The 23045-nt window shown below is 39.2% G+C and carries 17 protein-coding genes; 11 read left to right on the forward strand and 6 right to left on the reverse strand.

Annotated elements, in window-relative coordinates; translation table 11 throughout:
• Positions 1–168: 168 nt before the first annotated feature.
• Entirely contained in the window at positions 169–1449 is a 1281-nt protein-coding gene (locus tag J6O61_RS15585; protein WP_292215065.1) for a transglutaminase domain-containing protein, read from the reverse strand.
• A 143-nt stretch (positions 1450–1592) separates the two neighbouring features.
• On the opposite strand from J6O61_RS15585, the gene J6O61_RS15590 reads away from it, so the two are divergent.
• Genes J6O61_RS15590 through J6O61_RS15600 form a run of 3 tightly spaced genes read left to right on the forward strand, consistent with a single transcriptional unit; the run spans position 1593 to position 4710 of the window.
• A complete protein-coding gene (locus tag J6O61_RS15590; RefSeq protein ID WP_292215067.1) occupies positions 1593–1940 on the forward strand; it encodes a DUF1622 domain-containing protein in 348 nt (115 codons plus the stop codon).
• 12 nt (positions 1941–1952) lie between these two features.
• Entirely contained in the window at positions 1953–2945 is a 993-nt protein-coding gene (locus J6O61_RS15595; protein ID WP_292215069.1) for a helix-turn-helix transcriptional regulator, read from the forward strand.
• A 40-nt stretch (positions 2946–2985) separates the two neighbouring features.
• Entirely contained in the window at positions 2986–4710 is a 1725-nt protein-coding gene (locus tag J6O61_RS15600) for a GGDEF and EAL domain-containing protein (protein ID WP_292215070.1), read from the forward strand.
• Positions 4711–4789: 79 nt separating this feature from the next.
• Here the strand turns inward: J6O61_RS15600 and aroA are convergent, their stop codons facing one another.
• Entirely contained in the window at positions 4790–6118 is a 1329-nt protein-coding gene (gene aroA, locus J6O61_RS15605; protein ID WP_292215071.1) for a 3-phosphoshikimate 1-carboxyvinyltransferase, read from the reverse strand.
• Between the two features lie 19 nt (positions 6119–6137).
• Complete coding sequence (locus tag J6O61_RS15610) at positions 6138–7235, reverse strand: prephenate dehydrogenase/arogenate dehydrogenase family protein (RefSeq protein WP_292215073.1); 1098 nt, start codon at positions 7233–7235, stop codon at positions 6138–6140.
• A 230-nt stretch (positions 7236–7465) separates the two neighbouring features.
• On the opposite strand from J6O61_RS15610, the gene J6O61_RS15615 reads away from it, so the two are divergent.
• The gene (locus J6O61_RS15615) at positions 7466–9556 is read left to right on the forward strand and encodes an elongation factor G (RefSeq protein WP_292215075.1); all 2091 of its coding nucleotides are present in this window, start codon (positions 7466–7468) and stop codon (positions 9554–9556) included.
• 76 nt (positions 9557–9632) lie between these two features.
• On the opposite strand, the gene J6O61_RS15620 is transcribed toward J6O61_RS15615, so the two are convergent.
• Both J6O61_RS15620 and J6O61_RS15625 read right to left on the reverse strand, forming a co-directional pair.
• On the reverse strand, positions 9633–10925 hold the full coding sequence (locus J6O61_RS15620) for a response regulator (RefSeq protein ID WP_292215077.1): 1293 nt from the start codon (positions 10923–10925) through the stop codon (positions 9633–9635).
• Positions 10926–10941: 16 nt separating this feature from the next.
• Positions 10942–12675, reverse strand: coding sequence for a sensor histidine kinase (locus tag J6O61_RS15625; protein ID WP_292215079.1), 1734 nt, complete (start codon positions 12673–12675; stop codon positions 10942–10944).
• Between the two features lie 177 nt (positions 12676–12852).
• On the opposite strand from J6O61_RS15625, the gene J6O61_RS15630 reads away from it, so the two are divergent.
• The 7 genes from J6O61_RS15630 (at position 12853) to J6O61_RS15660 (ending at position 21620) form a co-directional block, all read left to right on the forward strand.
• Positions 12853–14226: an ABC transporter substrate-binding protein gene (locus J6O61_RS15630; RefSeq protein WP_292215081.1), complete on the forward strand. Its 1374-nt coding sequence runs from the start codon at positions 12853–12855 to the stop codon at positions 14224–14226.
• An 80-nt stretch (positions 14227–14306) separates the two neighbouring features.
• Positions 14307–15230, forward strand: a complete 924-nt coding sequence (locus J6O61_RS15635; RefSeq protein ID WP_292215083.1) for a carbohydrate ABC transporter permease — start codon at positions 14307–14309, stop codon at positions 15228–15230.
• Positions 15231–15246: 16 nt separating this feature from the next.
• On the forward strand, positions 15247–16083 hold the full coding sequence (locus J6O61_RS15640; RefSeq protein ID WP_292215085.1) for a carbohydrate ABC transporter permease: 837 nt from the start codon (positions 15247–15249) through the stop codon (positions 16081–16083).
• A gap of 111 nt (positions 16084–16194) precedes the next feature.
• On the forward strand, positions 16195–18135 hold the full coding sequence (locus J6O61_RS15645; RefSeq protein ID WP_292215087.1) for an EAL domain-containing protein: 1941 nt from the start codon (positions 16195–16197) through the stop codon (positions 18133–18135).
• 116 nt (positions 18136–18251) lie between these two features.
• Positions 18252–19685, forward strand: a complete 1434-nt coding sequence (locus J6O61_RS15650) for a 2-isopropylmalate synthase (protein WP_292215089.1) — start codon at positions 18252–18254, stop codon at positions 19683–19685.
• Positions 19686–19701: 16 nt separating this feature from the next.
• On the forward strand, positions 19702–20385 hold the full coding sequence (locus J6O61_RS15655; RefSeq protein WP_292215091.1) for a GntR family transcriptional regulator: 684 nt from the start codon (positions 19702–19704) through the stop codon (positions 20383–20385).
• Between the two features lie 29 nt (positions 20386–20414).
• Positions 20415–21620, forward strand: coding sequence for an NADP-dependent isocitrate dehydrogenase (locus tag J6O61_RS15660; protein WP_292215093.1), 1206 nt, complete (start codon positions 20415–20417; stop codon positions 21618–21620).
• 294 nt (positions 21621–21914) lie between these two features.
• Here the strand turns inward: J6O61_RS15660 and J6O61_RS15665 are convergent, their stop codons facing one another.
• Positions 21915–22385, reverse strand: a complete 471-nt coding sequence (locus tag J6O61_RS15665) for a PBECR2 nuclease fold domain-containing protein (protein ID WP_292215096.1) — start codon at positions 22383–22385, stop codon at positions 21915–21917.
• Between the last annotated feature and the right edge of the window lie 660 nt (positions 22386–23045).

Genomic DNA, 23045 nt, shown 5'->3' on the forward strand with positions numbered 1-23045 from the left:
GATGCAAAAAGAAATGGCCTGAAAGGCAGCGAAGCAAAATTTGCAGAAGTAGAATTATTTTCGATAAGCCTTTAGGCTTTGCCGGTAAAAGGCCCTTATAGGGCCAGAACAAACCACCGGCTAAGCCGGTGGTTCTGATTGTGGATGTGCAGGCTCACGATTACCACTTTATGGGGTGAAATTTTGATTGTTTTTACCCGGAGTTACGGCATTTGGAACGCCGGGATCAGGTGTGGCTGCATTCGGAGAGTTGAAATCCCGAGAGCTAAAATCCGGAGCGTTTTTATCAGGTATTTTGGAATCAGGAGTGTCTGATTCAGGAAGGTCATTATCCTGTGTTTTTTCAAACTGACCGTCTTTTCCATCTGAATTTTCTGCAGGAATTTCACTTTGAGTACTTGGTTCATCTGTTTTAACACTTATTGAATTGTCAGGCACACCATTTTTTTCAGCGATGTCAGAAGTGCTTTCAAGCCCGCAGTAGTCTGATGAATCGCAGGATGGCAGGTTCACGGAAAAGTTAGTTCGTGTATGAGTTGAAGAAAATTCAGCATCTGTCAGGTTAAAATAGTTATATATTACACCGCTGTCCTGGTCATCCCATGTGAGATCAACGTTGTAGTAGCCATCATCAAGTTTTACCATATTCCAAGCGTGATTGCCTGTAGCTGTACCGGCAACAAAATATGTGGGAATCCCCAAGCTTGTCATAATATACTGGAAAGCTCTTGAATAACCGGCACATACTGAATTTCCATTTACAAGTGCACTGTATGCACTTTGGCTCAAGGAACTGTTTTCATCATAGGTACATAGCCTGGCTATTGCATCATGGACATATTTTTCTTTTTCATAATCTGACGAAAGCTCTTTTGCTGAAGCGATTATATTGTTTGCGGCATTTTCAAAAGAGGAAGTGGATGATGAAATGTCATTTATAAGTTCATTGTATTCAAGTGTTATCTGAACGCAGTTCTCTTTTGAGGTATATAGGTATCCATATTTTGTTGAAAGATAATAAAGCTCAGGATGGTCGCTGTATACCGCTTCCATTATTTCTACCACGTCAGATACAGATACTTGTGAAATGGGCACAAAAGAATCCTCATATGCTATTGCATTGGCATAGACTTGTGCATATACTTCCTTTTCAGATGAACTAAGCATTCCATAATAAGGGTAAAAAAGAGTATCAAAGGTATAATCTGATCCATCTATTTCCGAATTACCAAGAGAGTTTACCTCTGAGTCTTCTATCAGGGAACCGCTGCCGGAAAGAATCTCGTAATTGCCGCTATAGGAATATGCGACAGCTTGCGCGTTATTAAAAAAGTTTTCAATTACTGTGAGATAGTCATTAAAATAGCCGTTTCTGTATATGATTGTCAAAGTAATAAACAGTGAAAGAAATAGTATTATTACAGCAAAAAAATTCTGCAATTTTTTCATTGTACAAACCTCCGTTGTCCGATATATAGAATTATTCGAAAATCCTGTTATGAAAAGTCGGGTGGGGGACAAATATTTCGAGACAGATTATTGATACTCATATCAACTAAATTTTGATATACTGAAATAAAAAGGAGTATCCCATGGAGAGCGTATATCTTTTTTCAGAAAGTGTCCTCAGATATATTGTTGAATTTTCCACTCTTATTCTTGAAATGTTTGGAATATGCATATTGGTGTTTACTGCCGTTAAAAGCTTTATATTCTGGATAAAGAAAGATGATTCCATCAGGCTTGAACTGGCACAGGGGATTGCTTTGGCGCTGGAGTTTAAGCTTGGCGGTGAGGTACTTAGAACTGTAGTAGTCAGAGAATGGGCTGAACTTGGAATACTTGGTGCCATAATCGCTCTTAGGGCTGCACTTACATTTCTTATCCATTGGGAAATAAAAAACGAAGAAAAAGCGCTTGAGCCAAAGAGCAAAAACTAAGGGGAAGACAAAATGCCAAAGGGTGCGAATCAGAAGCTAAAACTGTATTATCTGGCAAAGCTGATGGTAAAAGAAACGGATGATGATCATTATCTGACGATGCCGCAAATTAGAGAATTACTTACAGAGCGTTATGGGATTACTGCAGACAGAAAGAGTCTTTATGATGACATGGAAGCGCTGCGCACTCTGGGCATTGATGTGATGATGGAGCAGGTGGGAAAAAACTATTTCTACCATGTAGGAAGTAAGCACTTTGAAATAGCAGAATTAAAGCTCTTGGTAGATGCAATCCAATCCTCTAAATTTATCACAGAGAGAAAATCAAATGAGCTGATCAAAAAGCTTACAGGTCTTGTAAGTGAGTATGAGGCTTCACAGCTAAAAAGACAGGTGGAAGTTCAGGGCCGGATAAAGACCATGAATGAGAGCATCTACTACATTGTAGATGAAATTCATACCGCAATTTCAACCAATAAAAGAATCAGATTTGAATACCTTAAATGGAATTTAAACAAGGAACTGGTTCCCAGAAAAGAAGGATTCTATGAAGTAAGTCCATGGGCTCTTACCTGGGATGATGAGAATTATTATCTTATTGCTTTTGATGCTGAGGCAGACAAAATAAAACATTACAGAGTAGATAAGATGCGCAATATTGATTTACTGGCTGACAAGAGACTTGGAAAAGAACATTTTAAGGCCTTCGATATGGCTGCTTATTCAAAAATGAATTTTGGAATGTTTGGCGGTAAGGAGACAAAAGTAAAGCTTAAATTTAAAAATGAGCTTGTGGGTGTGCTCATTGACAGATTTGGTAAGGATATAAGCATTAGAAGGTCTGATGAAAACGGCTATTCAGTGACTAGTGTTGATGTGGCGCTAAGTGATCAGTTTTTTGGCTGGCTATTTGCTTTATCGGATGGGGTTGTCATAGTTTCTCCTGACGATGTTAAAGAAAAATATAAAGAAGAACTTCAAAGAATAATAAATGGTTATAATTAATATAGATGTAAGATGACGACTTTCATATGAGGGAATGTGAATGAGAGATGAATTCCTGGATACCGGCACAGTAGGCGTTGTTCCCAATAATCTGCCGGGGGGCTTTTTTATTTATGAGGCAGACGAGAGTGAGAAGATTCTTTTTGCTGAGAACAATGTCATAGAGCTTTTTGGATGTACATCCTTTGATGATTTTATTGAATATACAGGTGGAACATTTAAAGGAATGGTTCATCCTGACGATATTCAAAGAATAGAGATTCAGATAAAGGCTCAGACTATATTTGGTGAGAAACGGCACGATTATGTGCGTTACCGTATAATAACTAAAAATGGTGATGTCAGATTTATTGAAGACTTCGGCCATCTTTTACATGCAGATACTCATAAGAGCTATTTTTATGTATTCATAGTTGATGTAGATCAGAATGAGTACTTTAATAATAGTCGTAACTCTTTTGCTGAAGCGGAGCTTCTTTCCAGAAACAAGGAAACAGATAAGCTTACCGGTCTTTTTACAATGTCTTTTTTCTACCACATTGTTCAAAATATTCTAAACTCTCCTGAGGGCTGGAGAAAAGGCGTTGCATTTATACATTTTGATATTCCCAATTTTAAACTTTATAACGAGCGCTTTGGCTTTAAAATGGGTGACGAGCTTCTTGTATATCTGGCACGTACAATAAAAGACGTTTTTGCCGGGGCTACAGTGTCAAGATTTTCTGATGATCATTTCGTTGTGTGTATTTCCGGTGAGCGGGATACTGTGGTTGATAAGGTCGAGACTGTTTTAAAGAGAATGCTATTGTCTGAAGATGTGAATAAAAAGGTCAGAGTAAAAGCAGGCATTTATTTTCTTGATGATGCAAGGGCAGAAGTTGGTCTTGCCTGTGACCACGCAAGACTTGCCTGCAATAGCATAAAGGGAAGGCATGATCTTAACTACTGTATCTATGATGATATGCTCCGTGAAAAGATGAGGCGGCAGCAGTATGTTATCGATAGTATCGATGAAGCGGTAGAAAAAGAATATTTGAAAATTTTTTATCAACCTGTAATAAGGGTAAGAACCGGAGAAATCTGTGGATATGAAGCTCTTGTCCGCTGGGTGGATCCCAATGTCGGAATGCTTAATCCGGGGGATTTCATTGAAACACTTGAACAATTTCATCTGATTCATCTGGTAGATACATTTGTTGTAAAAAAAGTTTGCGAGGATTATGGGCGATTAAAAGCTGCAGGTGAGCCGACAGTTCCTGTTTCAGTAAATATCTCACGTCTTGATTTTGAACTCTGCGATGTATATGAGACACTTGAAGAGGCGAGAAAAAAATATGACATGCCCCGAAATATGATTGATGTTGAGATTACTGAGAGTGCCTTTAATGATGATTCGGGTCTCATTAGACAGGAGTGCAAAAAGATAAGGGATGCGGGATATCAGATTTGGATAGACGACTTTGGAAGTGGTTATTCATCACTTAATACCATTGCAGATTATGAATTCGATGTTCTTAAGCTGGATATGGTCTTTTTAAGAAGTTTTGATACCAATCCTAAGACAGCAGAGCTTATGCGATTTATATTTGAGGGAGCAAGAGTTCTTAAAGTGTTACCTCTTTGTGAAGGCGTTGAGACAAAAGAACACTTTGAATTTCTTAAGGACGCAAATTGTGAAAAGGCACAAGGATACTTTTTTGGTAAACCGATGCCAATGGATGAGAGCAGGGCATTTACCAGAGAAAAAGGTCTTAAATGGGAATGAAAAATTCCCCTAAAGGAGACTTTGGCTATATACATTGTCTGCTTTAGGGGAAATCTTTTTATTGCGTCAGTCCTTATTTTTATAGTAATGCCTGTAAATCCTTAAAGAATGAAGGATAGGAAATACCTACGCAGTTGTCATCCAGAATTCTTGTTGTTCCTTCTGCTGAAAGAGCGGCTATTGCAAAGCTCATGGCAAGGCGATGGTCATTGTGGGAGTTTATATCCGCGCCGTGAAGAGGGTTTCCACCATGAATAATCATTCCATCCTCTGTGGCTTCAATATCACAGCCCATTGCTTTTAGGTTTTCAACAACAGAATCTATTCTGTTGGATTCTTTTACTTTAAGTTCAGATGCATCCTTTATGATGGTGTCAAAGTTGTTGGCAGCAGCAATCGCAGCAACTATTGGAAGCTCATCAATCATGGTAGGGATGTCTTTTCCGCCTATTTCAAATTTGCCGTTCTCGTTGCAGTGAAGAGAACTGTGTTTGACGAGAATATCTGCACTTGGCTCGCTGGAATCATTAACATTTAAAAGAGTTATATCGGCCCCCATCTGCTTTAGAACAGTAAGTATTCCCGATCTTGTCGGATTGATTCCCACATTTCTTATTAAAAGCTCCGAGCCCGGAACAATTAAAGCTGCCGCTATAAAGTATGCAGCAGATGAAATGTCTCCGGGAACATTTATTTTAATACCATGGAGAGGGATCCCGGGGTGAAGAATGGCAACAGCACTGCCGTTTCGCGAAACTTCATTGTGAATGTCTGCTCCGAATGCGCTAAGCATAGTCTCTGTGTGATTTCTTGAAAGTGCAGGCTCGTAAACTACAGAGTCGCCTTCGGCATAAAGACCTGCTAAAAGAATACAGGATTTAACCTGTGCGGAAGCAACAGGATTTCTATAGGTGATTCCTGTCAGATTTTTTCCGCCTCTGATCCTAAGTGGAGCACAGTCATTTCCCATAACTGATGAAACATCAGCCCCCATCTGATTCAGGGGAGTAATTATTCTTTTCATGGGTCTTTTTTCTATAGAGGAATCACCTGTAATAATGCTGTCAAAAGGCTGGGCAGCAAGGATTCCGGACATAAGTCTTGTGGTTGTTCCGCTGTTTCCCGTATATAAAGTGTCTGTTGGAATTTTGAAATTGTGAAGTCCTCTGCCGTGAATAGTAATGGTAGGAACCCCATTTGAAGGACGTATTGTGTGGTCAATCAAAACGCCGAGCTTTCTGAAACAGTCGATGGTAGAAAGGCAGTCAGCACTGTTAAGAAAGCCGGTTACTTCAGTTGTACCTTCGGCAAGAGCTCCAAACATAATACTTCTATGAGAGATTGATTTATCTCCGGGAACAAAAACATCCCCTTTCAATGGGTGAGTGGCTTTTGTTAATGATATCATGTGTAGTATTCCTCCTAAGTCAGCTGTTGCGGATTGGGTATCCGTTCTCTTTAAGTGTATTTATGGCTGCGTCTTTTCCGCTTTGATCATGCAGCTCTATGCGAAGTGTTCCTCGCTCATATTCTCTGTTATGAACAATTCCGATGTTTTTAATATTGATGTTATTGTCAGATAAAAGAGTGGCAACCTTGGCAAGATTACCCGGTTTATCTGCAATGTCAACGTGTATAGTAAAGGTCTGCATTATGGGACCACTGCTGGTTTCGATAAATGACTCCCGGTACTGCTTTGCACTATTAAAGAAATTATAAAGCTTATCCCCATCATGCTCATCGATTGCAAGCTTGATATCAATCAGAGAATCAATGTACTTGCTGAGAAGGTCTGAAATGTTATATGAGTTTGTGGTGCAGATTTGTTGCCACATTACAGGAGATGATGATGATATTCTGGTAATATCCTTAAATCCGCCTGCCGCAATAAGCTTCATAAGCTGATCCTCTGAGTCATTGTCATGAACCAGGTTGACCAGCGAAGCAGATACTACGTGCGGTACATGACTTATTGCAGCTGTAATGTAGTCGTGCTGCATGAAAGGTACAACCAGTGGAATAGCACCCATTTCTTTTACGAGGTCATAATATGGTTTTATTTTCTCCTCGCCTGTGAATTCGGTTTTGGTAAGGATATAATAGGCATTTTCCAAAAGAGAAGCTTTTGAATTGCTAAAACCTATGCGCTCTGTGCCGGCCATAGGGTGCCCGCCGATGAACTGATTTTCAAGTCCAAGTTCTTTTACTTTGTCGTGTATTCCCGTCTTAACGCTTCCTATGTCAGTAATAAGAGTATTTTCATTTATAAATGGAGCCAGCTTATCTAAATTTTCGTTGTTAATCTCAACAGGTGCACATAAAAAAATAATATCGCAGTCAGAAAAATCATTTCCTATTTCATAAAGCGGTTTATCAACGATTCCTTCGCTATGAGCAGAATCGACAGTCTCTTTGTGAGGTGTGTAGGCCACTATATATGAATCCGGTCTGGAGCGCTTTATTGCGCGTGCTATGGAGCCCCCAATCAGTCCAAGACCGATAAATCCGAACTTTTTAAAGCTCATTACTTACTAATCCCCCTAATATCAAGTGTCTTTGAATTTCACTATAACACTTTAATGTACGAAAATCAACACATATATATTGTGCAAAAACCACACAAATACTTGTTATAGTACATTATTTTTAGTAAAATATTCTTATAAATCTTTTGGGGGAATTCAATATTTTTTCACAATTACAAATTAATAATGCTTTGGGATTTCCTCAAAATAATGCGACTGGAGGACAAGATATGAACGTTTACACAACTGACAAGATTAGAAACGTAGTACTGCTTGGACATGGTGGCGCTGGCAAAACAACTTTAGCAGAGGCTATGGGATATCTTGCCGGACTTACATCAAGGATGGGGAAGGTAGAAGATGGAAACACTTTAAGTGATTTCGATAAGGAAGAACAGAAGCGTCACTTCTCAATCAGTACTTCAACTATCCCTCTCGAGTGGGATGGTCACAAGATCAATATTCTGGACACTCCGGGATTTTTTGATTTTGTAGGAGAGGTTGAGGAAGCAATAAGTGTTGCTGATGCTGCAATTATTGTAGTTTCCGGTAAAGCAGGTATCGAAGTTGGTACAGAGAAGGCATGGGAAATATGTGAAAAGTACAAGATTCCCCGTATGTTCTTTGTTGCCGATATGGATATCGATGATGTTTCTTATAGACAGGTTGTTCAGGATCTTACTGATAAATATGGTAAGAAAATGGCTCCGTTTAATCTTCCGATCCGTGAGAACGAAAAGTTTGTCGGATATGTAAACGTTATTCAGGAAAAGGGCTTTAGATGGGAAGGAAAAGAGGTTGTAGAGTGTGAAGTTCCCGATTACAACCAGGCCAACCTTAAGCTCTTTAGAGATACACTTCTTGAGTCTGTTGCTGAGACTTCGGAAGAATTTATGGAAAGATATTTCAATGGAGATACATTCTCGGAAGCTGAGATAAGAGCAGCTGTACGTGGCAATGTATGTGATGGAAGCATTGTTCCTATAGAGATGGGATCAAGCACTCTCTGTCAGGGTATTTACACACTTCTTGACGATATAGTTAAGTATATGCCAAGCCCTGAGAACCGCAAGATGGCAGGTATCAATACTAATACCAATGAGATCTTTGAGGCTGACTTTGATTTTGCAAAGCCTAAGACAGCATTTGTATTTAAGACAATGATCGATCCGTTTATCGGTAAGTATTCACTTATTAAGGTTCGTTCAGGTGTCATCAAGCCTGATGACCTTATGTATGTTGCGGGAAAAGATGTTGAGGTTAAGATCGGTAAGCTTTATGTTCTTCAGGGCAATAAGACAACTGAAGTTCCTGAACTTCACGCAGGAGACCTTGGTGCACTGCAGAAACTTGAGATTGCAACCGGAGATACTCTTTCAACCAAGGCTAATCCGGTGCAGTATGCAAAGATGGATATTTCTACACCTTATACATCTATGAGATATCATGCACAGAATAAGGCTGATATCGACAAGATTTCACAGTCACTTGCAAAGCTTGCTGCTGAGGATCAGACTCTCAGAGTTGTCAATGATGCAGAAAACCGTCAGACACTTCTTTACGGAATCGGTGATATGCATCTTGAAGTTATTCAGAGTAAGCTTCAAAACGTATATAAGGTTGCCATTGATCTCACAAAGCCCAAGGTTGCTTTCAGGGAGACTATCAGAAAGAAATCTGATGTTGAGTACAAATACAAAAAGCAGACCGGAGGTCACGGTCAGTACGGTCATGTTAAGATGCGCTTTGAGCCATCAGGTGATCCTACAACTCCTTATGTATTTGAGCAGGAAGTTGTGGGCGGAGCGGTTCCCAAGAACTACTTCCCGGCTGTAGAAAAAGGTCTTGCTGAGTCAGTCCTTAGAGGACCTCTTGCAGCATATCCGGTAGTCGGAGTTAAGGCAGTTCTTTATGATGGATCTTATCATCCTGTAGACTCTTCGGAAATGGCCTTCAAGGTAGCTGCTTCAGGTGCATTTAAGAAAGGCTTTATGGATGCTTCTCCTGTACTTCTTGAGCCTATCGTATCTTTAAAGGTTACAGTTCCGGATTCATATACCGGTGATGTAATGGGAGACCTCAATAAGAGAAGAGGCAGAGTGCTTGGCATGAATCCGTCCCTTACAGGCAAGCAGGTTATTGAAGCAGAAGTTCCTATGATGGAGCTCTTTGGATATAACACACAGCTTCGCTCCATGACAGGCGGAAGCGGTGAATATGAGTATGAGTTTAACAGATATGAGCAGGCACCATCAGATGTTCAGGCAAAAGAAGTTGCCGACAGAGCAGAGAAGGTTGCAGCCGCAAATTCAGAAGAATAATAAAGATTAATTCAGATGAGGATGAAGAGCTTTTCTTCATCCTCATTTTTGTAAAAAATGTATTCCTGAATTAAATTCAGAAAGACTGGCCTTCACTTTTGTTCTGAATGTATTCACGGGGAGAGTGTCCGTATACTTTTTTGAACACCTTGGAGAAATAGTAGGCAGACTCAAAGCCCAAGGCATCTGCGACTTCATATATCTTCATGTCTCCGGACAGAAGCATTTCTTTGGCTTTATCAATTTTCTTTGTGTAGACATACTCCGAAAATCCGGTATCAGTGGTCTTTTTAAAAAGTACTGACAGATAGGCAGGCGAAAGTCCAAAAACTTCTGCAACTTCATTAAGCTGAAGCTTTCCGTTTAAGTTATTGTCTATATATTCCTGAATTGTGAGGATCAGTTTGTCTTTGCCTGAGCGCCTGTTGCTGCCGACGATATGGCTAAAGAGTCTTATGGGAGCTGCCTGATCAGACTGTGCCTGGGCAGAGCGTGCCTCGTCAAAAGAAACAGCTATATCAAGAGGTGTTGCCACAGCGCTTCCGATACCAAAGGTAAGCGTGGTTTTAAAATAGCTTGTTATCATGGTTCTGGCATTTTCCAAAGCTTCTGTTATAAGGTCCATGGCTGAAGCGACAGGCTTTTCTTCATTAAATAAAAAGCAAATTGCAAAATGCGCGGGATCTATAGACACTATCTGGCATGGAGCATAGCGGGAAATGATTTCTTTTGTCATGCCGATGCTGGATGCATAGATTCCTATGGCTTCATTTGAAGAAACCGGAATTTGCTTTGAATCAGTTTTTATCTCACCATAAACAACTATATATCTGTTATATTCAAACTTAAGGCCAAGAGCATTAGCCTGACTTAAAAGCTCATCATCAGAGGTAATCAGATGATTAAAGAGCTTAAGCATAAGCTTTTGTCTTAAATCCTCCAAAGAATTCTCACCGGGAGAAGATATATTTTTTACAGGCTTAAACTCATCAATTCGTTGTATGGCTTTTTTTAGTGCCAATGAAAGCGTTTCTAAATTCAGTTCTATTTTTACAAGGTAGTCTACAGCTTCACCGATAAGAGCCTGCCTTACCATTTCGAATTCCTCGTAGGCTGTCAGCATGATAAATGCGGGAACATTTCCATATTTTTGATGGCTCTTTTCCAAAAGCTCAAGACCTGTCATTACAGGCATTCGTATGTCTGCAATAACAATGTCAGGGGTATCGCTGCATATTAGTTCCCAGGCTTCCTGACCGTTAGATGCAGTTCCGATAACCTCCATATTATCTGAATGGTCCTTGGAAATCATTGTCTTTAGACCAATCTGTACAAGTGGCTCATCATCAACTATTAGTACTCGGTACATTTCAAAAACTCCTGATTTAATCTTTGTTACTAAGAGGCAGCACGAAGGTGGTAGTGGTAAAGCTGCCCACTTCACTTTTTATATTTATTCCGTATTCTTCGCCAAAAGTATATTTTATGCGTTCATTAACATTACTGATACCGATTTGTTTAAAAAACTCATTGGAGGATTTGGACTTGCCATCAAGGACATCTCTGATAGTCTCCGGCGTCATGCCTATTCCGTTGTCTGTAACATCTATACAGAGTTTCCCGTTATTTTCATATGTATGAATGAGTATCATTCCGGCGCTTCCCTTTGGCTCAATTCCGTGGAATATGGAGTTCTCAACTATAGGCTGAAGTGAGAACCGGTTTATCTTATTGTTTAAAAGAGATTCATCTTCAATATCATATTCCAATTCGATGGTGCCGCCGTATCTGTATTTCATAATGGTAAAATAATCATCTAAAAGAGCAAATTCATCTTTTAGTGTTATCAGGCTTTCTGTGCCTTTGGCGATACTTTTCATAAGTCTGGAGAGAGCAGTGGACATATCGGCTATGCCATCAGAGCCCTGTATCGTCGCCATCCATTTTATGGTTCCCAGAGTGTTATATAAAAAGTGAGGATTGATCTGGGATTGAAGCACCTGATACTCCAGATCATGTTTAGCCTTTTCATCTAAAAGTCTTTTGTCCATAAGCTCTGAGACGTTCTGAGAGAGAGCATTGATACCTCTTCCAATCTCCCCAAGCTCGTTGGGCCATTCTATTGCGGAATCCCTTGAAAAGTCACCCAATCCTATCTGATCAAGTCTTCCGATAAGCTTATTTACAGGCTTTGTAATGATCCTGTGAAGTGAGAAGCTTAAAATAATTCCTGCAAAAAGAATTACTGTAAATACCAGCATTATGAGCAAAAGGTATATCTTCATTCTGGCTTTTAGTGCGCTTGCTGATGGAAGATAGGACAGCCTCCAGCCGGTTTCGGGAAGCGTGTATGTAACAAGATTGGCCGGAAGTGCTTCTTTTACAAAAGATTTACCATCATAGCGATAGGATATACCTTCGGAAAAAGTAAGATACAGAGCATCATCATTTTCAAAAACAAAGCTTTTTAATGAGTCTATGACAACCGAAACCGGAATATCCATATACACCCATCCGAGTACTTCTGATGAATCAGACCTGTATATAGCTCTTATTATTGGAATGATCGGAGGTTGTCCGTTTTTAGACATGGGATTTTTGCATATTCCATGCCAGCTAAAGGTTTGAGATGAAATAAGTGAATCAAAAAAGCCTGATTCCAAAATTTTTGACGGTATATTTGGTCCACCCAAAGCGCTTCCGCCGGCAATTGTCTGAAGAAAGTAATCTCCATCGTTTGTGGAGATTACAACACGGTCAACGTAATTTCTGACTCCCACTATATTAAATTCATTGTTTAAGTGATTCCATGCTGACATTGAAAGCCGTCTTCCTGAAATTTCGTCTTCTGAATAGGTTTTCTCAACAGTTTGAACATAATTGTTTATAGTACTGTCCAGACATATCCAGTTGGAAAAAGTCATTACTGCATGTATTTCTGCGTCGATGCTGTTTCCTAAAACATGGATGTTTGTAAGGGCTGACTGTCTCTGATTTTCTTTTAAGTATCGCATGGAAAGTATATAACTTACGGCAGCAATAAATAGTGCCAGGATAAGAGTCAGTCCCATTGCACATATAACTATTTGAATTCTGATAGAATGATTTTTTTTACGCATAGGTATATATTAATGCAGGTCAAAAATAAAGAAAATACAATTTTATATAAAAAAATTGCATTTTTTTGCCAATAAATGTTAAAGAATGTACATTCTTGGGAATACATTGCTTTGATAAAATTTTCATATAAAGATAGTCTACCAATGGGGGTAGAACAATTCAAAGGGAGGCAAAAAATGAAGAAGAAAATTATCAGTTCTTTACTTGCAGTTTCCATGATAGCAGCAAGCATCGCAGGATGCGGAAGTGCTGAACAGGCACCTGCAGCAGAGGAAACAAAGCAGGAAGAAGCACCTGCAGCAGAAGAGGCATCAGCAGCCGAGGCTGTAGCAGAGACTGCAGAAGCTACATCTGATGAGCCTGTAACACTTAAGTGGGCACTTTGGGATGTATCAAGCACAGTTTACTATCAGCCACTTATTGATGCTTTTACAGCAGAACATCCAAATGTAACAGTTGAGATGGTTGACCTTGGTTCAACAGATTACAGCACAGTTCTTGGAACTCAGCTTTCAGGCGCAGGTTCAGATTTTGACGTAGTAACAGTTAAGGATGTTCCCGGCTACGTATCACTTGTTAATAAGGGCGTTCTTGAACCACTTAACGATCTTATCGCACAGGATGGTGTAGATCTGTCACTTTACAACGGCGTTACAGATCAGGTTACAATTGACGGAAATCTCTATGAACTTCCTTTCCGTTCAGATATCTGGGTTCTTTATTACAACAAGGACATTTTTGATACAGCAGGAGTCGCATATCCTACAAACGATATGACTTGGGAAGAGTATGACAAGCTTGCAAGAAGCGTAACAGATACAACACCGGGTTCAGAAATTTACGGTGCACACTATCACACATGGAGATCAACAATCCAGCTTGATGGTATTCTTGATGGAAAGAACACAATCGTAGATGGCTCATATGAGTTTACAAAGCCTTACTACGAGATGGTTCTTGCACAGCAAAAAGACGGTGTCTGCATGGATTATGCAACACTTAAGACACAGGGACTTCACTATTCAGCAGCATTTGCTCAGGGTAATGTAGCAACAATGAACATGGGTTCATGGTTTATCGCAACACTTATCCAGAAGATCAAAGACGGTGAGTATACAGACTGCACTAACTGGGGTATGGTTAAGTATCCTCATGCAGAAGGTGTAGAGCCCGGTTCAACTCTTTCAACAATCACAGCTCTTGCAATTCCTACATCAGCTCCTAACAAGGATATGGCTTGGGAATTTGTTAAGTTCGTAAGTGGTGAGCAGGGCGCAGAGGTTATGGCTAAAACAGGAAATATTCCGGCTATGACCAATGACAAGATCGTTGACCTTATTGCATCAATGGATGGCTTTCCAACAGACGAAGCTTCAAAAGAAGCTCTTGTAACAAGCCACACATATCTTGAAATGCCTGCAAATGACAAGTCATCTGAAATTGAGACAGTTCTTAACGAGCAGCATGACCTTATCATGAACGAAGAAGTTAGCGTAGATGACGCTATTACAGCTATGAACGAGGGTGTTCAGGCTATTATCGGTCAGTAATTTTTACCGGATTCAAAAAATCGGCACTTGAATTTCAAGGTAGCTTGAGTTCAAGTGCCTTTTATTAAGAGGAAGAGAAAATGGCAGCACAGCTTTCCACTATGGAAAAAAATATGAAAAAAAGACAGCGAAGAAGGAATTTAATAGCATATTCCTTCATAGCTCCTAACTTTCTTGGGTTTGCAATATTTACTTTGGGACCAATTGTACTTGCGCTTCTCATGTCTTTTGCTGAATGGGATGGCAGTAATGCAATGAAATTCATAGGACTTAAGAATTTTGTTGAAATCTTTAAGGATGACAGATTTTTGGCATCTCTCAGAAATACCGTTGTTTACAGTATTTTCACAGTACCTATAACCTTGGTGATTGCTTTGGGACTGGCGATTTTATTAAATCAAAAGATTAAAGGAAGAAATTTCTTCAGGACAGTTACATTTTTCCCTTATGTAGCATCACTTGTTGCTGTTGCAGCTGTATGGAATATGCTTTTTACACCTGCAAAGGGCGGAATCGTTAACCAGTTCCTTATGAATGTACTTCACGTTGCGCCTCTAAAATGGGCGGCTTCATCAAGTACAGTAATGTTGACAATTATCATGTTCTCTGTATGGAAGAACATGGGCTATTATATGGTAATTTATCTGGCAGGACTTCAGGGAATCAGCGAGGATCTGTATGAGGCTGCTTCTCTTGACGGTGCCAATTCCTGGCAAAAGTTCAGACACATCACTGTTCCGCAGCTTAAGCCTACAACATTTTTTGTAACAATTATGCTGACTATCAACTGCTTTAAGGTTTACGACATAGTATATATGTTGGCCGGCGGCTCTAACGGTGTAGTTAATAAGAGTGCAATGGTACTTGTTTACTACATTTACGAGGAAGCTTTCAGAAACTGGAAGCTTGGAAAAGCATCGGCATCAGCACTTGTTCTTTTCGCCATTGTTCTTGTGGTTACCCTTATCCAGTTTAAGGGTGAAAAGAACTATGCAAATGACTGATCGGGAGGAAATATAAGTGAAAAGCAAAAAAAGAAACAGAATAATCGGACAGGTTATTGTCTATGTGCTGCTCATCCTCCTTGCACTTTTAATGCTCGTGCCTTTTGTGTGGATGTTATCAGCATCACTTAAGTTTAATAAAGACGTATTTGTAATTCCGTTTGAGTGGATTCCAAAAGAGCCAAGATGGCAGAACTACATTGATATTTGGACAAAGATCCCTCTTGCAAAGTTTACACTTAATACAGCAAAGCTTACAATCATAGTTACTTTTCTGCAGCTTCTTACATCAAGCTTTGCAGCTTATGCCTTTGCAAAGCTGGAGTTCAAGGGACGTAACACCCTGTTCCTTGCTTACGTTGCAACAATTGCTGTTCCGTGGCAGGTATATATGGTTCCTCAGTTCATGTTTATGAGAAGACTCGGACTTGCGGACACTCATCTTGCTATCATTATTCTTCAGGCGTTTTCAGCCTTTGGTGTATTCATGATGAGGCAGTTTTACGAGGGAATACCTGATTCTCTCTGCGAGGCAGCCAGAATTGACGGAATGACGGAATATGGTATTTATGCCAAGATAATGCTTCCGTTGTCAAAACCTGCTCTTTCAACACTTATCATTTTTACATTTGTTAATACCTGGAACGACTTCCTTGGACCTCTTATCTATTTGACGACAGAATCCAAGAAAACACTTCAGATTGGACTGAAAATGTTTATTTCACAGTACTCGGCTGAGTATGGACTTATTATGGCAGCTTCAGTTCTTTCCCTTATTCCTGTATTTATAGTGTTTATTTCACTTCAGAAATATTTTGTGGCAGGAATTACAACAGGCTCAGTAAAGGGCTGATAGTTTTATTTAAAAGATATATCTCATTCAAAAAGTTTTGGATGGGGTATATTTTTTTTATACTAATTTAATCATTAGTATATTCATTTGTGCTAATATAATTGCATGGGTATGGGATTTTTTGTTGAATATAATTATATAGGTGAAGTGGCAGGGCTCTTTATGTCAGTGCTCCTGCTTTTTGTTATGCTTTATATCAAGCCCAAAAGGACTTATATTTTTAAATATATCTTTTACGGAAATATACTTTCTATAATTGCGGAATGCATCCAGATTTCGATTGTCATAGTAGCTAATAATCCTGAAAAATATTATCACAGAAATCTTTTTATTACGCAGCTTCTGGCTTTTCTGATCGTGTATAATGGCATTCTTTTCTTTATCTTTGCATATGTCAACATGATGTCTATCGTTAGACGAAGTCAGAAAAAAGAATTTATGTACATGTATGTATTTTTTTCAGCTGTGTACGTATTTGGAATTATAGTTGAAATAGCTTCCTACGGTCTGTATACCCTTATGATTGACGGCATAGATTTAAGGCATTTTACCAGATTTTATGCAAGTGCCGGTATCGTATGTGCCGTTGTCAGCTTTATTGCAAGTGTTTTCAACAGAAGAGACATCAGCCGGGTGACATGGCATGCAGTTTGTCTTTTTGTGCCTATTGAACTGATTATTCTGATACTTCAGATGATTTATGTTGTAAGAGGTTTTTCAATTTTTTCTGCCATTACATATGCGCCTATATTCATGTTGGGATTTTTAATGTTTCACAATGTTCCTTTTGATGAAATATCGGGAAGTCAGAATGCATATGCTCTCGAAGCTTATCTGGAAAGAAACATGTGGAAAAAGAAAATATATATTGCCTACGTGATTCTTAAGACACCTGACGTGGAAAGCTTTGTGAACGCCGATTCCGATGCCTATTATTACGGGATAAAAGTATGCAGGGATATTGAAGCAATCAGCCGCAAGCTGCGAATGTACATGGTTGGTGATTCTAAATTCGTAAATGTCATTCAGGAAGATGATGAGAAAAAAGCGATAATTGCAATTCAGAAAATACGTGGAGTAATGGACAAAGCAAGGGTAGAGCTTGATGTTCCCTTTAATTATACTTTGATTGCAGGCAAAGTTAATGATGAATTTGAATCGGTGCTTGAAGTAAGGCAGTTTTTTGAGTTTGTCAGCAGAAAATATGTTAATCAGAACAGCAGTCAGTTTTATATAACCAAATCTGTTGATTATGACAATTTCAATCAGTTTTATGATATTTCCACCACTATCAGGGATATACGTCTTCATGAAGATATGGATGATGAAAGGGTAATTGTCTATGCTCAGCCTATTTACAGTGTTGAAACAGGTACATTCCGGTCTGCTGAAGCCCTGATGAGGCTTAAAGTGGGAGACAGGTTAGTGTCACCTGATGTTTTTATACCTATTGCTGAGATGAGTGGCGCTATACATATGCTTACCTGCATAATCCTCAACAAGGTTTGTAAATCAATCAGCCAGTTTGTTGAATACTATGATTTTGACTCTATATCAATCAATTGTTCGTCAAAAGAACTATCCATGGAGAATCTGAATGCGGATTTCCTTGAAATAATAAACAGATATGATATCGACCCCACCAAAATCAGACTGGAAGTTACAGAAACGGCTATGTTTGATGACTACGAAACAGCCAAAAAAAATATGGAGAACCTTACAAATGAAGGAATACAGTTTTATCTTGATGATTTTGGGACAGGCTATTCTTCACTTGAGAGAGTCATGAATTGTCCGTTTAAGACTATAAAGTTTGACAAGACGCTTTTATACAAGTCTCTTGACGACACCAGAATGAACGATATTTTAAGCTACATGATAGAAGTCTTTAAGAAAAACGGATTTATAACCCTGATCGAAGGAGTAGAGGACGAATCACAGAATCAGTACAGTGTAGATCATGGATTTGATTTTATCCAAGGGTATCTGTATGCTAAGCCCACTCCTATAGAGGAAATAAAAAAATACTTCACAAGAAAATCAGGCTTTTAATAAAAATAATCAACAAATGCCGTTAATTCCTCACCTTGACAGCAATGTGTAAAGGATAGTATGATTGTATACAATTATACGAGTTAATCATTGCGAATAAAGGTGAGGTTATTTTTATGAGTGATACATCAGCATTCCAGAGCAGACCAGTAACCATGAATGAAAAGAATAACTTGCTCAAAATAGAAGAGCATATGTATATTCTTGACGATGTAAAAAAACCAAATGTTTTCAGAAACATGTTTCCTTATGAGGAAGTTCCCAAAATTCCTTTCAATGACAGAATCGTTCCCCACAATATGCCAAAAGAAATATGGATCACAGACACGACTTTTCGTGATGGGCAGCAGTCCAGAGCGCCATACACGACTGAGCAGATAGTAAGAATTTATGACATGCTTCATGAACTTGGTGGTCCCAATGGACTTATCAGGCAAAGTGAGTTCTTTTTATATAGTAAAAGTGACAGAGATGCAGCTTTAAAATGCATGGAAAGAGGATATAGATTTCCGGAGGTTACAAGCTGGATAAGAGCAAGCGAAGAGGATTTCAAGCTTGTAAAAGAGATTGGAATGAAGGAAACAGGAATCCTTGTTTCATGCTCGGATTATCATATTTTCCTTAAGCTTAAAATGACGAGAAAACAGGCTCTTGAGCATTATCTTAGTATCATCCGTTCCTGCCTTGAAGCCGGGATAAGCCCGAGATGTCATTTGGAAGATATTACAAGAGCCGATATATACGGCTTTGTGGTACCTTTCTGTATTGAACTTATGAAGTTAAAGGAAGAATATGGCATTCCGGTTAAAATTCGTGCTTGCGATACCATGGGATATGGAGTAAACTTCTCAGGTGCCGTTATTCCAAGAAGCGTTCAGGGAATCATCTATGCGATAAACACAAACGCCAGTGTTCCCAGTGAGCTTATTGAATGGCACGGACATAATGATTTTTATAAAGCTGTTACAAACTCCACAACTGCGTGGCTATATGGATGTTCTTCAGTTAACACTTCACTTTTCGGAATTGGAGAGAGAACCGGTAATACACCTCTTGAAGCTATGGTATTTGAATATGCTCAGCTTAAGGGAACTTTGGATGGCATGAATACAACGGTTATAACCGATCTTGCTGAGTACTATGAAAAAGAGATTGGATTTACCGTTCCTGCCAACACACCTTTTGTCGGTAAAAACTTCAATGTTACAAGAGCAGGTATCCATGCAGACGGACTTCTTAAGAACGAGGAGATTTACAATATTTTTGATACGGAGAAATTCTTGAGAAGACCTCCGGTAAGCGCTGTTTCCAACACTTCGGGACTTGCCGGAATAGCACATTGGATAAACATTCATTATAAACTTAAGGAAGAGCATGCTCTTTCTAAGACTTCACCACTTGTAACCAAAATCAAAGAGTGGGTAGACAATGAATACGCGAATGGACGAGTTACCGTCATGACTGACAATGAGCTTGTTCGTGAGATAGATAAGGTTTCCAGGGAATTGGGAATTGTTGTGAAAGAGGGAGAGATAGTAGGGGCTTTATAGGCTAATAAGGAGCGACATGGAGAATCAGGACGTAAAACAGGAAGTTACAGACAAATATTCCCTTAGAGGAAGAGTTTTTCACAGAATCAGGGAAGATATTTTAAACGGCAAATATAAGGATCATGAGGAACTTAAGGAAGTTGCCATAGGTCAGGAACTTGGAGTGTCAAGGACACCTGTGCGAGAAGCATTCAGGCAGCTTGAACTTGAGGGACTTATTCAGATTATTCCTAACAGGGGAGCTTATGTTACAGGCATAAAGGTTAAGGATATTCAGGATATATACATGATAAGATCCAAACTGGAAGGCCTTTGCGCCAGATGGGCATGTGAGCATATTACCAAAGAACAGCTTGAGGAAATGGAAGAGAACATATATCTTGCCGAGTTTCATGCTGCACGTGGACACATGGAGCAGATGGCTGAGCTTGATAACAGATTCCACAACATATTATACGAGTCATGTAATTCCAAGATGCTTGAGCATCTTTTAAAAGACTATCATCAGTATGTATGGAGAGTAAGACAGCAGACTCTTTCAAGCAGCAGAGGTGCTGTTTCTAATGTCGAGCACAAGTTTATCATGGAAGCAATTAAGGAGAATAATCCTGATAAGGCTGAAGAACTTGCCAATCAGCACATGATAAATGCCTACGAGAATATGCTTGATAAGGGGCTTTTGGAGCTTTACGAACAGTAAATAATAATGACTTGAAGGAGAAATGGGATATGAGCAAAATTGTAATGACAATTCCCATCGTCGAGATGGATGGGGATGAGATGACCAGAGTTCTTTGGCAGATGATAAAAGATAAGCTTATCCTGCCATATATCGACCTTAATAGCGAGTATTACGACCTTGGGCTTAAGCACAGGGATGAGACTGATGATCAGGTTACTGTAGATAGTGCCAATGCTACTTTGAAGTATGGCGTTGCAGTTAAATGTGCAACCATTACTCCCAATAACGAACGTGTAAAAGAATACAATCTTAAGAAAATGTGGAAGAGCCCTAACGGAACGATCAGGGCGATCCTTGATGGAACAGTTTTCCGTACACCCATCATGGTGAAGGGAATCGAGCCAAATGTAAGAAGCTGGGATAAACCAATTACTCTTGCCCGTCACGCTTACGGAGATGTATACAAAAATGTTGAAATAAGAGTTCCGGGGCCCGGTAAAGCTGAACTTTTATTTACCGGTGAGGATGGAACTAAGATCAGAGAGACCATCCATGAATTTGATGAGCCCGGAATCATTCAGGGAATCCACAACAAGGATTCATCAATTAAGAGCTTTGCAAGAGCCTGCTTTAAATATGCTCTTTCTGAAAAGAAAGAACTATGGCTCGGCACAAAGGATACCATCAGTAAGACCTACGACAGAAGATTTAGAGAAATCTTTGATGAAGTATTTGAAAATGAGTTCAAGGCAGACTTTGAAAAGGCCGGTATCACATATTTTTACACACTTATTGATGACGCAGTTGCCAGAGTCATGAAGTCAAAGGGTGGCTTTATCTGGGCATGCAAGAACTATGATGGTGATGTTATGAGTGATATGGTTTCATCAGCATTTGGTTCACTTGCTATGATGACATCAGTGCTTGTTTCTCCCACAGGAGTTTACGAGTACGAGGCTGCTCACGGAACAGTTCAGAGACACTATTACAAATACCTTAAGGGCGAGCCAACATCCACAAACCCTGTTGCTACAATATTTGCATGGACGGGAGCCCTCAGAAAAAGAGGAGAGCTTGATGGAATCAAGGCTCTTTGTGAATGGGCTGATAAGATGGAGAGGGCAACGCTTTCAGTTATCGAGTCAGGCCGCATGACAGGAGACCTTGCACTTATCACATCACTTCCAAACCCGGTTAAACTTGGCAGCGAAGAGTTCCTTGATGCAATCGCAGAGGAATATACAAAAATGTAAAAAAGAACTGTAATGCTTTAGAGGTTTTATAAAGCCTCTAAGGCATTACAGTTCTTTTGCATATGATAAAGTCAACAAATCACTATGACATAACTGGCAAATAAATGATTCTGAATAATAAATTTAGGTAACAAAAAAGCTCCTTGCCTTCTGCTATTACAGTTGGTCGGAACTTCTTTGTTGCGAAGATAGAAGAGGCTGGGTGGCAATCCAGCATCTCATTTTAAGACCACTAGGGCGTGACGGCTGCCTGTTCCGTCCTCAGCTTCTATCTATTGGTAATTCTATTATAACTTATCCATTTAAATCGTCAACCTGATTTTTAGTCATGCTTTTTGAATATTCCCAAGCAGTGCCATCTTTTAAATACTTATCAAGTTGTGCAGACATTAGAGGATACATTGTTCGGTATGAATAGCGACCTTTATTATTAATCCTGACAACAACGCTTATGTCCTGAGAAAGTCTTTTGATAAAAGAGATGCTACTGTTATCTTTCTTAACACTGATCACATCAGGGTTTTTGATAAAGTCTGGGATAGCCTTAAAGCAATCCTCATACATTATATCGGATATAAAATCATCTTTATGAGCTTCTGTGTGTGCGATACGGTTATCCCAAAAAACTATGTTAGAATCTCTGTTAATATGTAAATTTGGTTTCTTTGATTCTATAAAAACAGCTATTTCTTCCGGTATAGTACCGATAGAAACACATTTTTCCTCGATTATTCTATCAACTGATATTTCATTATATTCGTTCACGTAACATTTTTCCTTGCATTTACAGTATGGATATCATTGTATTTGGTATCATGACATTATGCAACAGAAAGATTGCCATTCTTATTTTTTTCGTCAGCGTTTCCATAATTGGGCACTTATCGGAATATTGCAATGCTTTAAATGAATATTCACTTTTCTCAACCATTGTGCGAAAATATATTCAAGAGATTTTCAAAGGCTGTCGATGATAGAAATGGAGCTGTAAGTATGGCTATTGGCAATTCGGTTAGCGAATGTATTGCAGGGGAATTTTTTATTACTTCTTACTATCATAAAAAGCATCTATGATTCAGATTTTATGGTTCAATATGAGAAGTTTGAGTTTATTAATTAAAAAAGTCCTGATGTTCATCAGGACTCGCTATCTTAACAATTGAGCCGCACAATGCGGGCAAACGAAATCGGCTTAAGCCTTATTTGCACTCACCTTGTTAGATAATAAAATTATATCATTGTAATATGAGATGTCAACGGACAATAGATAAAACTGCATTTGAATGTTACAGTTCAGACCCTAGCTTGAGATAAGAAGACCGGTAGACTACACTTGATTCATCAAGTCGATCTACCGGCCTTTTGTCTATCGAAGATCTTCGATACGCTGTCATATACGCTGGATTCTGGATCCTGTCTTAATGA

Origin of the sequence: Butyrivibrio sp. (assembly GCF_017635265.1) — a bacterium.
Classification (GTDB): domain Bacteria; phylum Bacillota; class Clostridia; order Lachnospirales; family Lachnospiraceae; genus Butyrivibrio.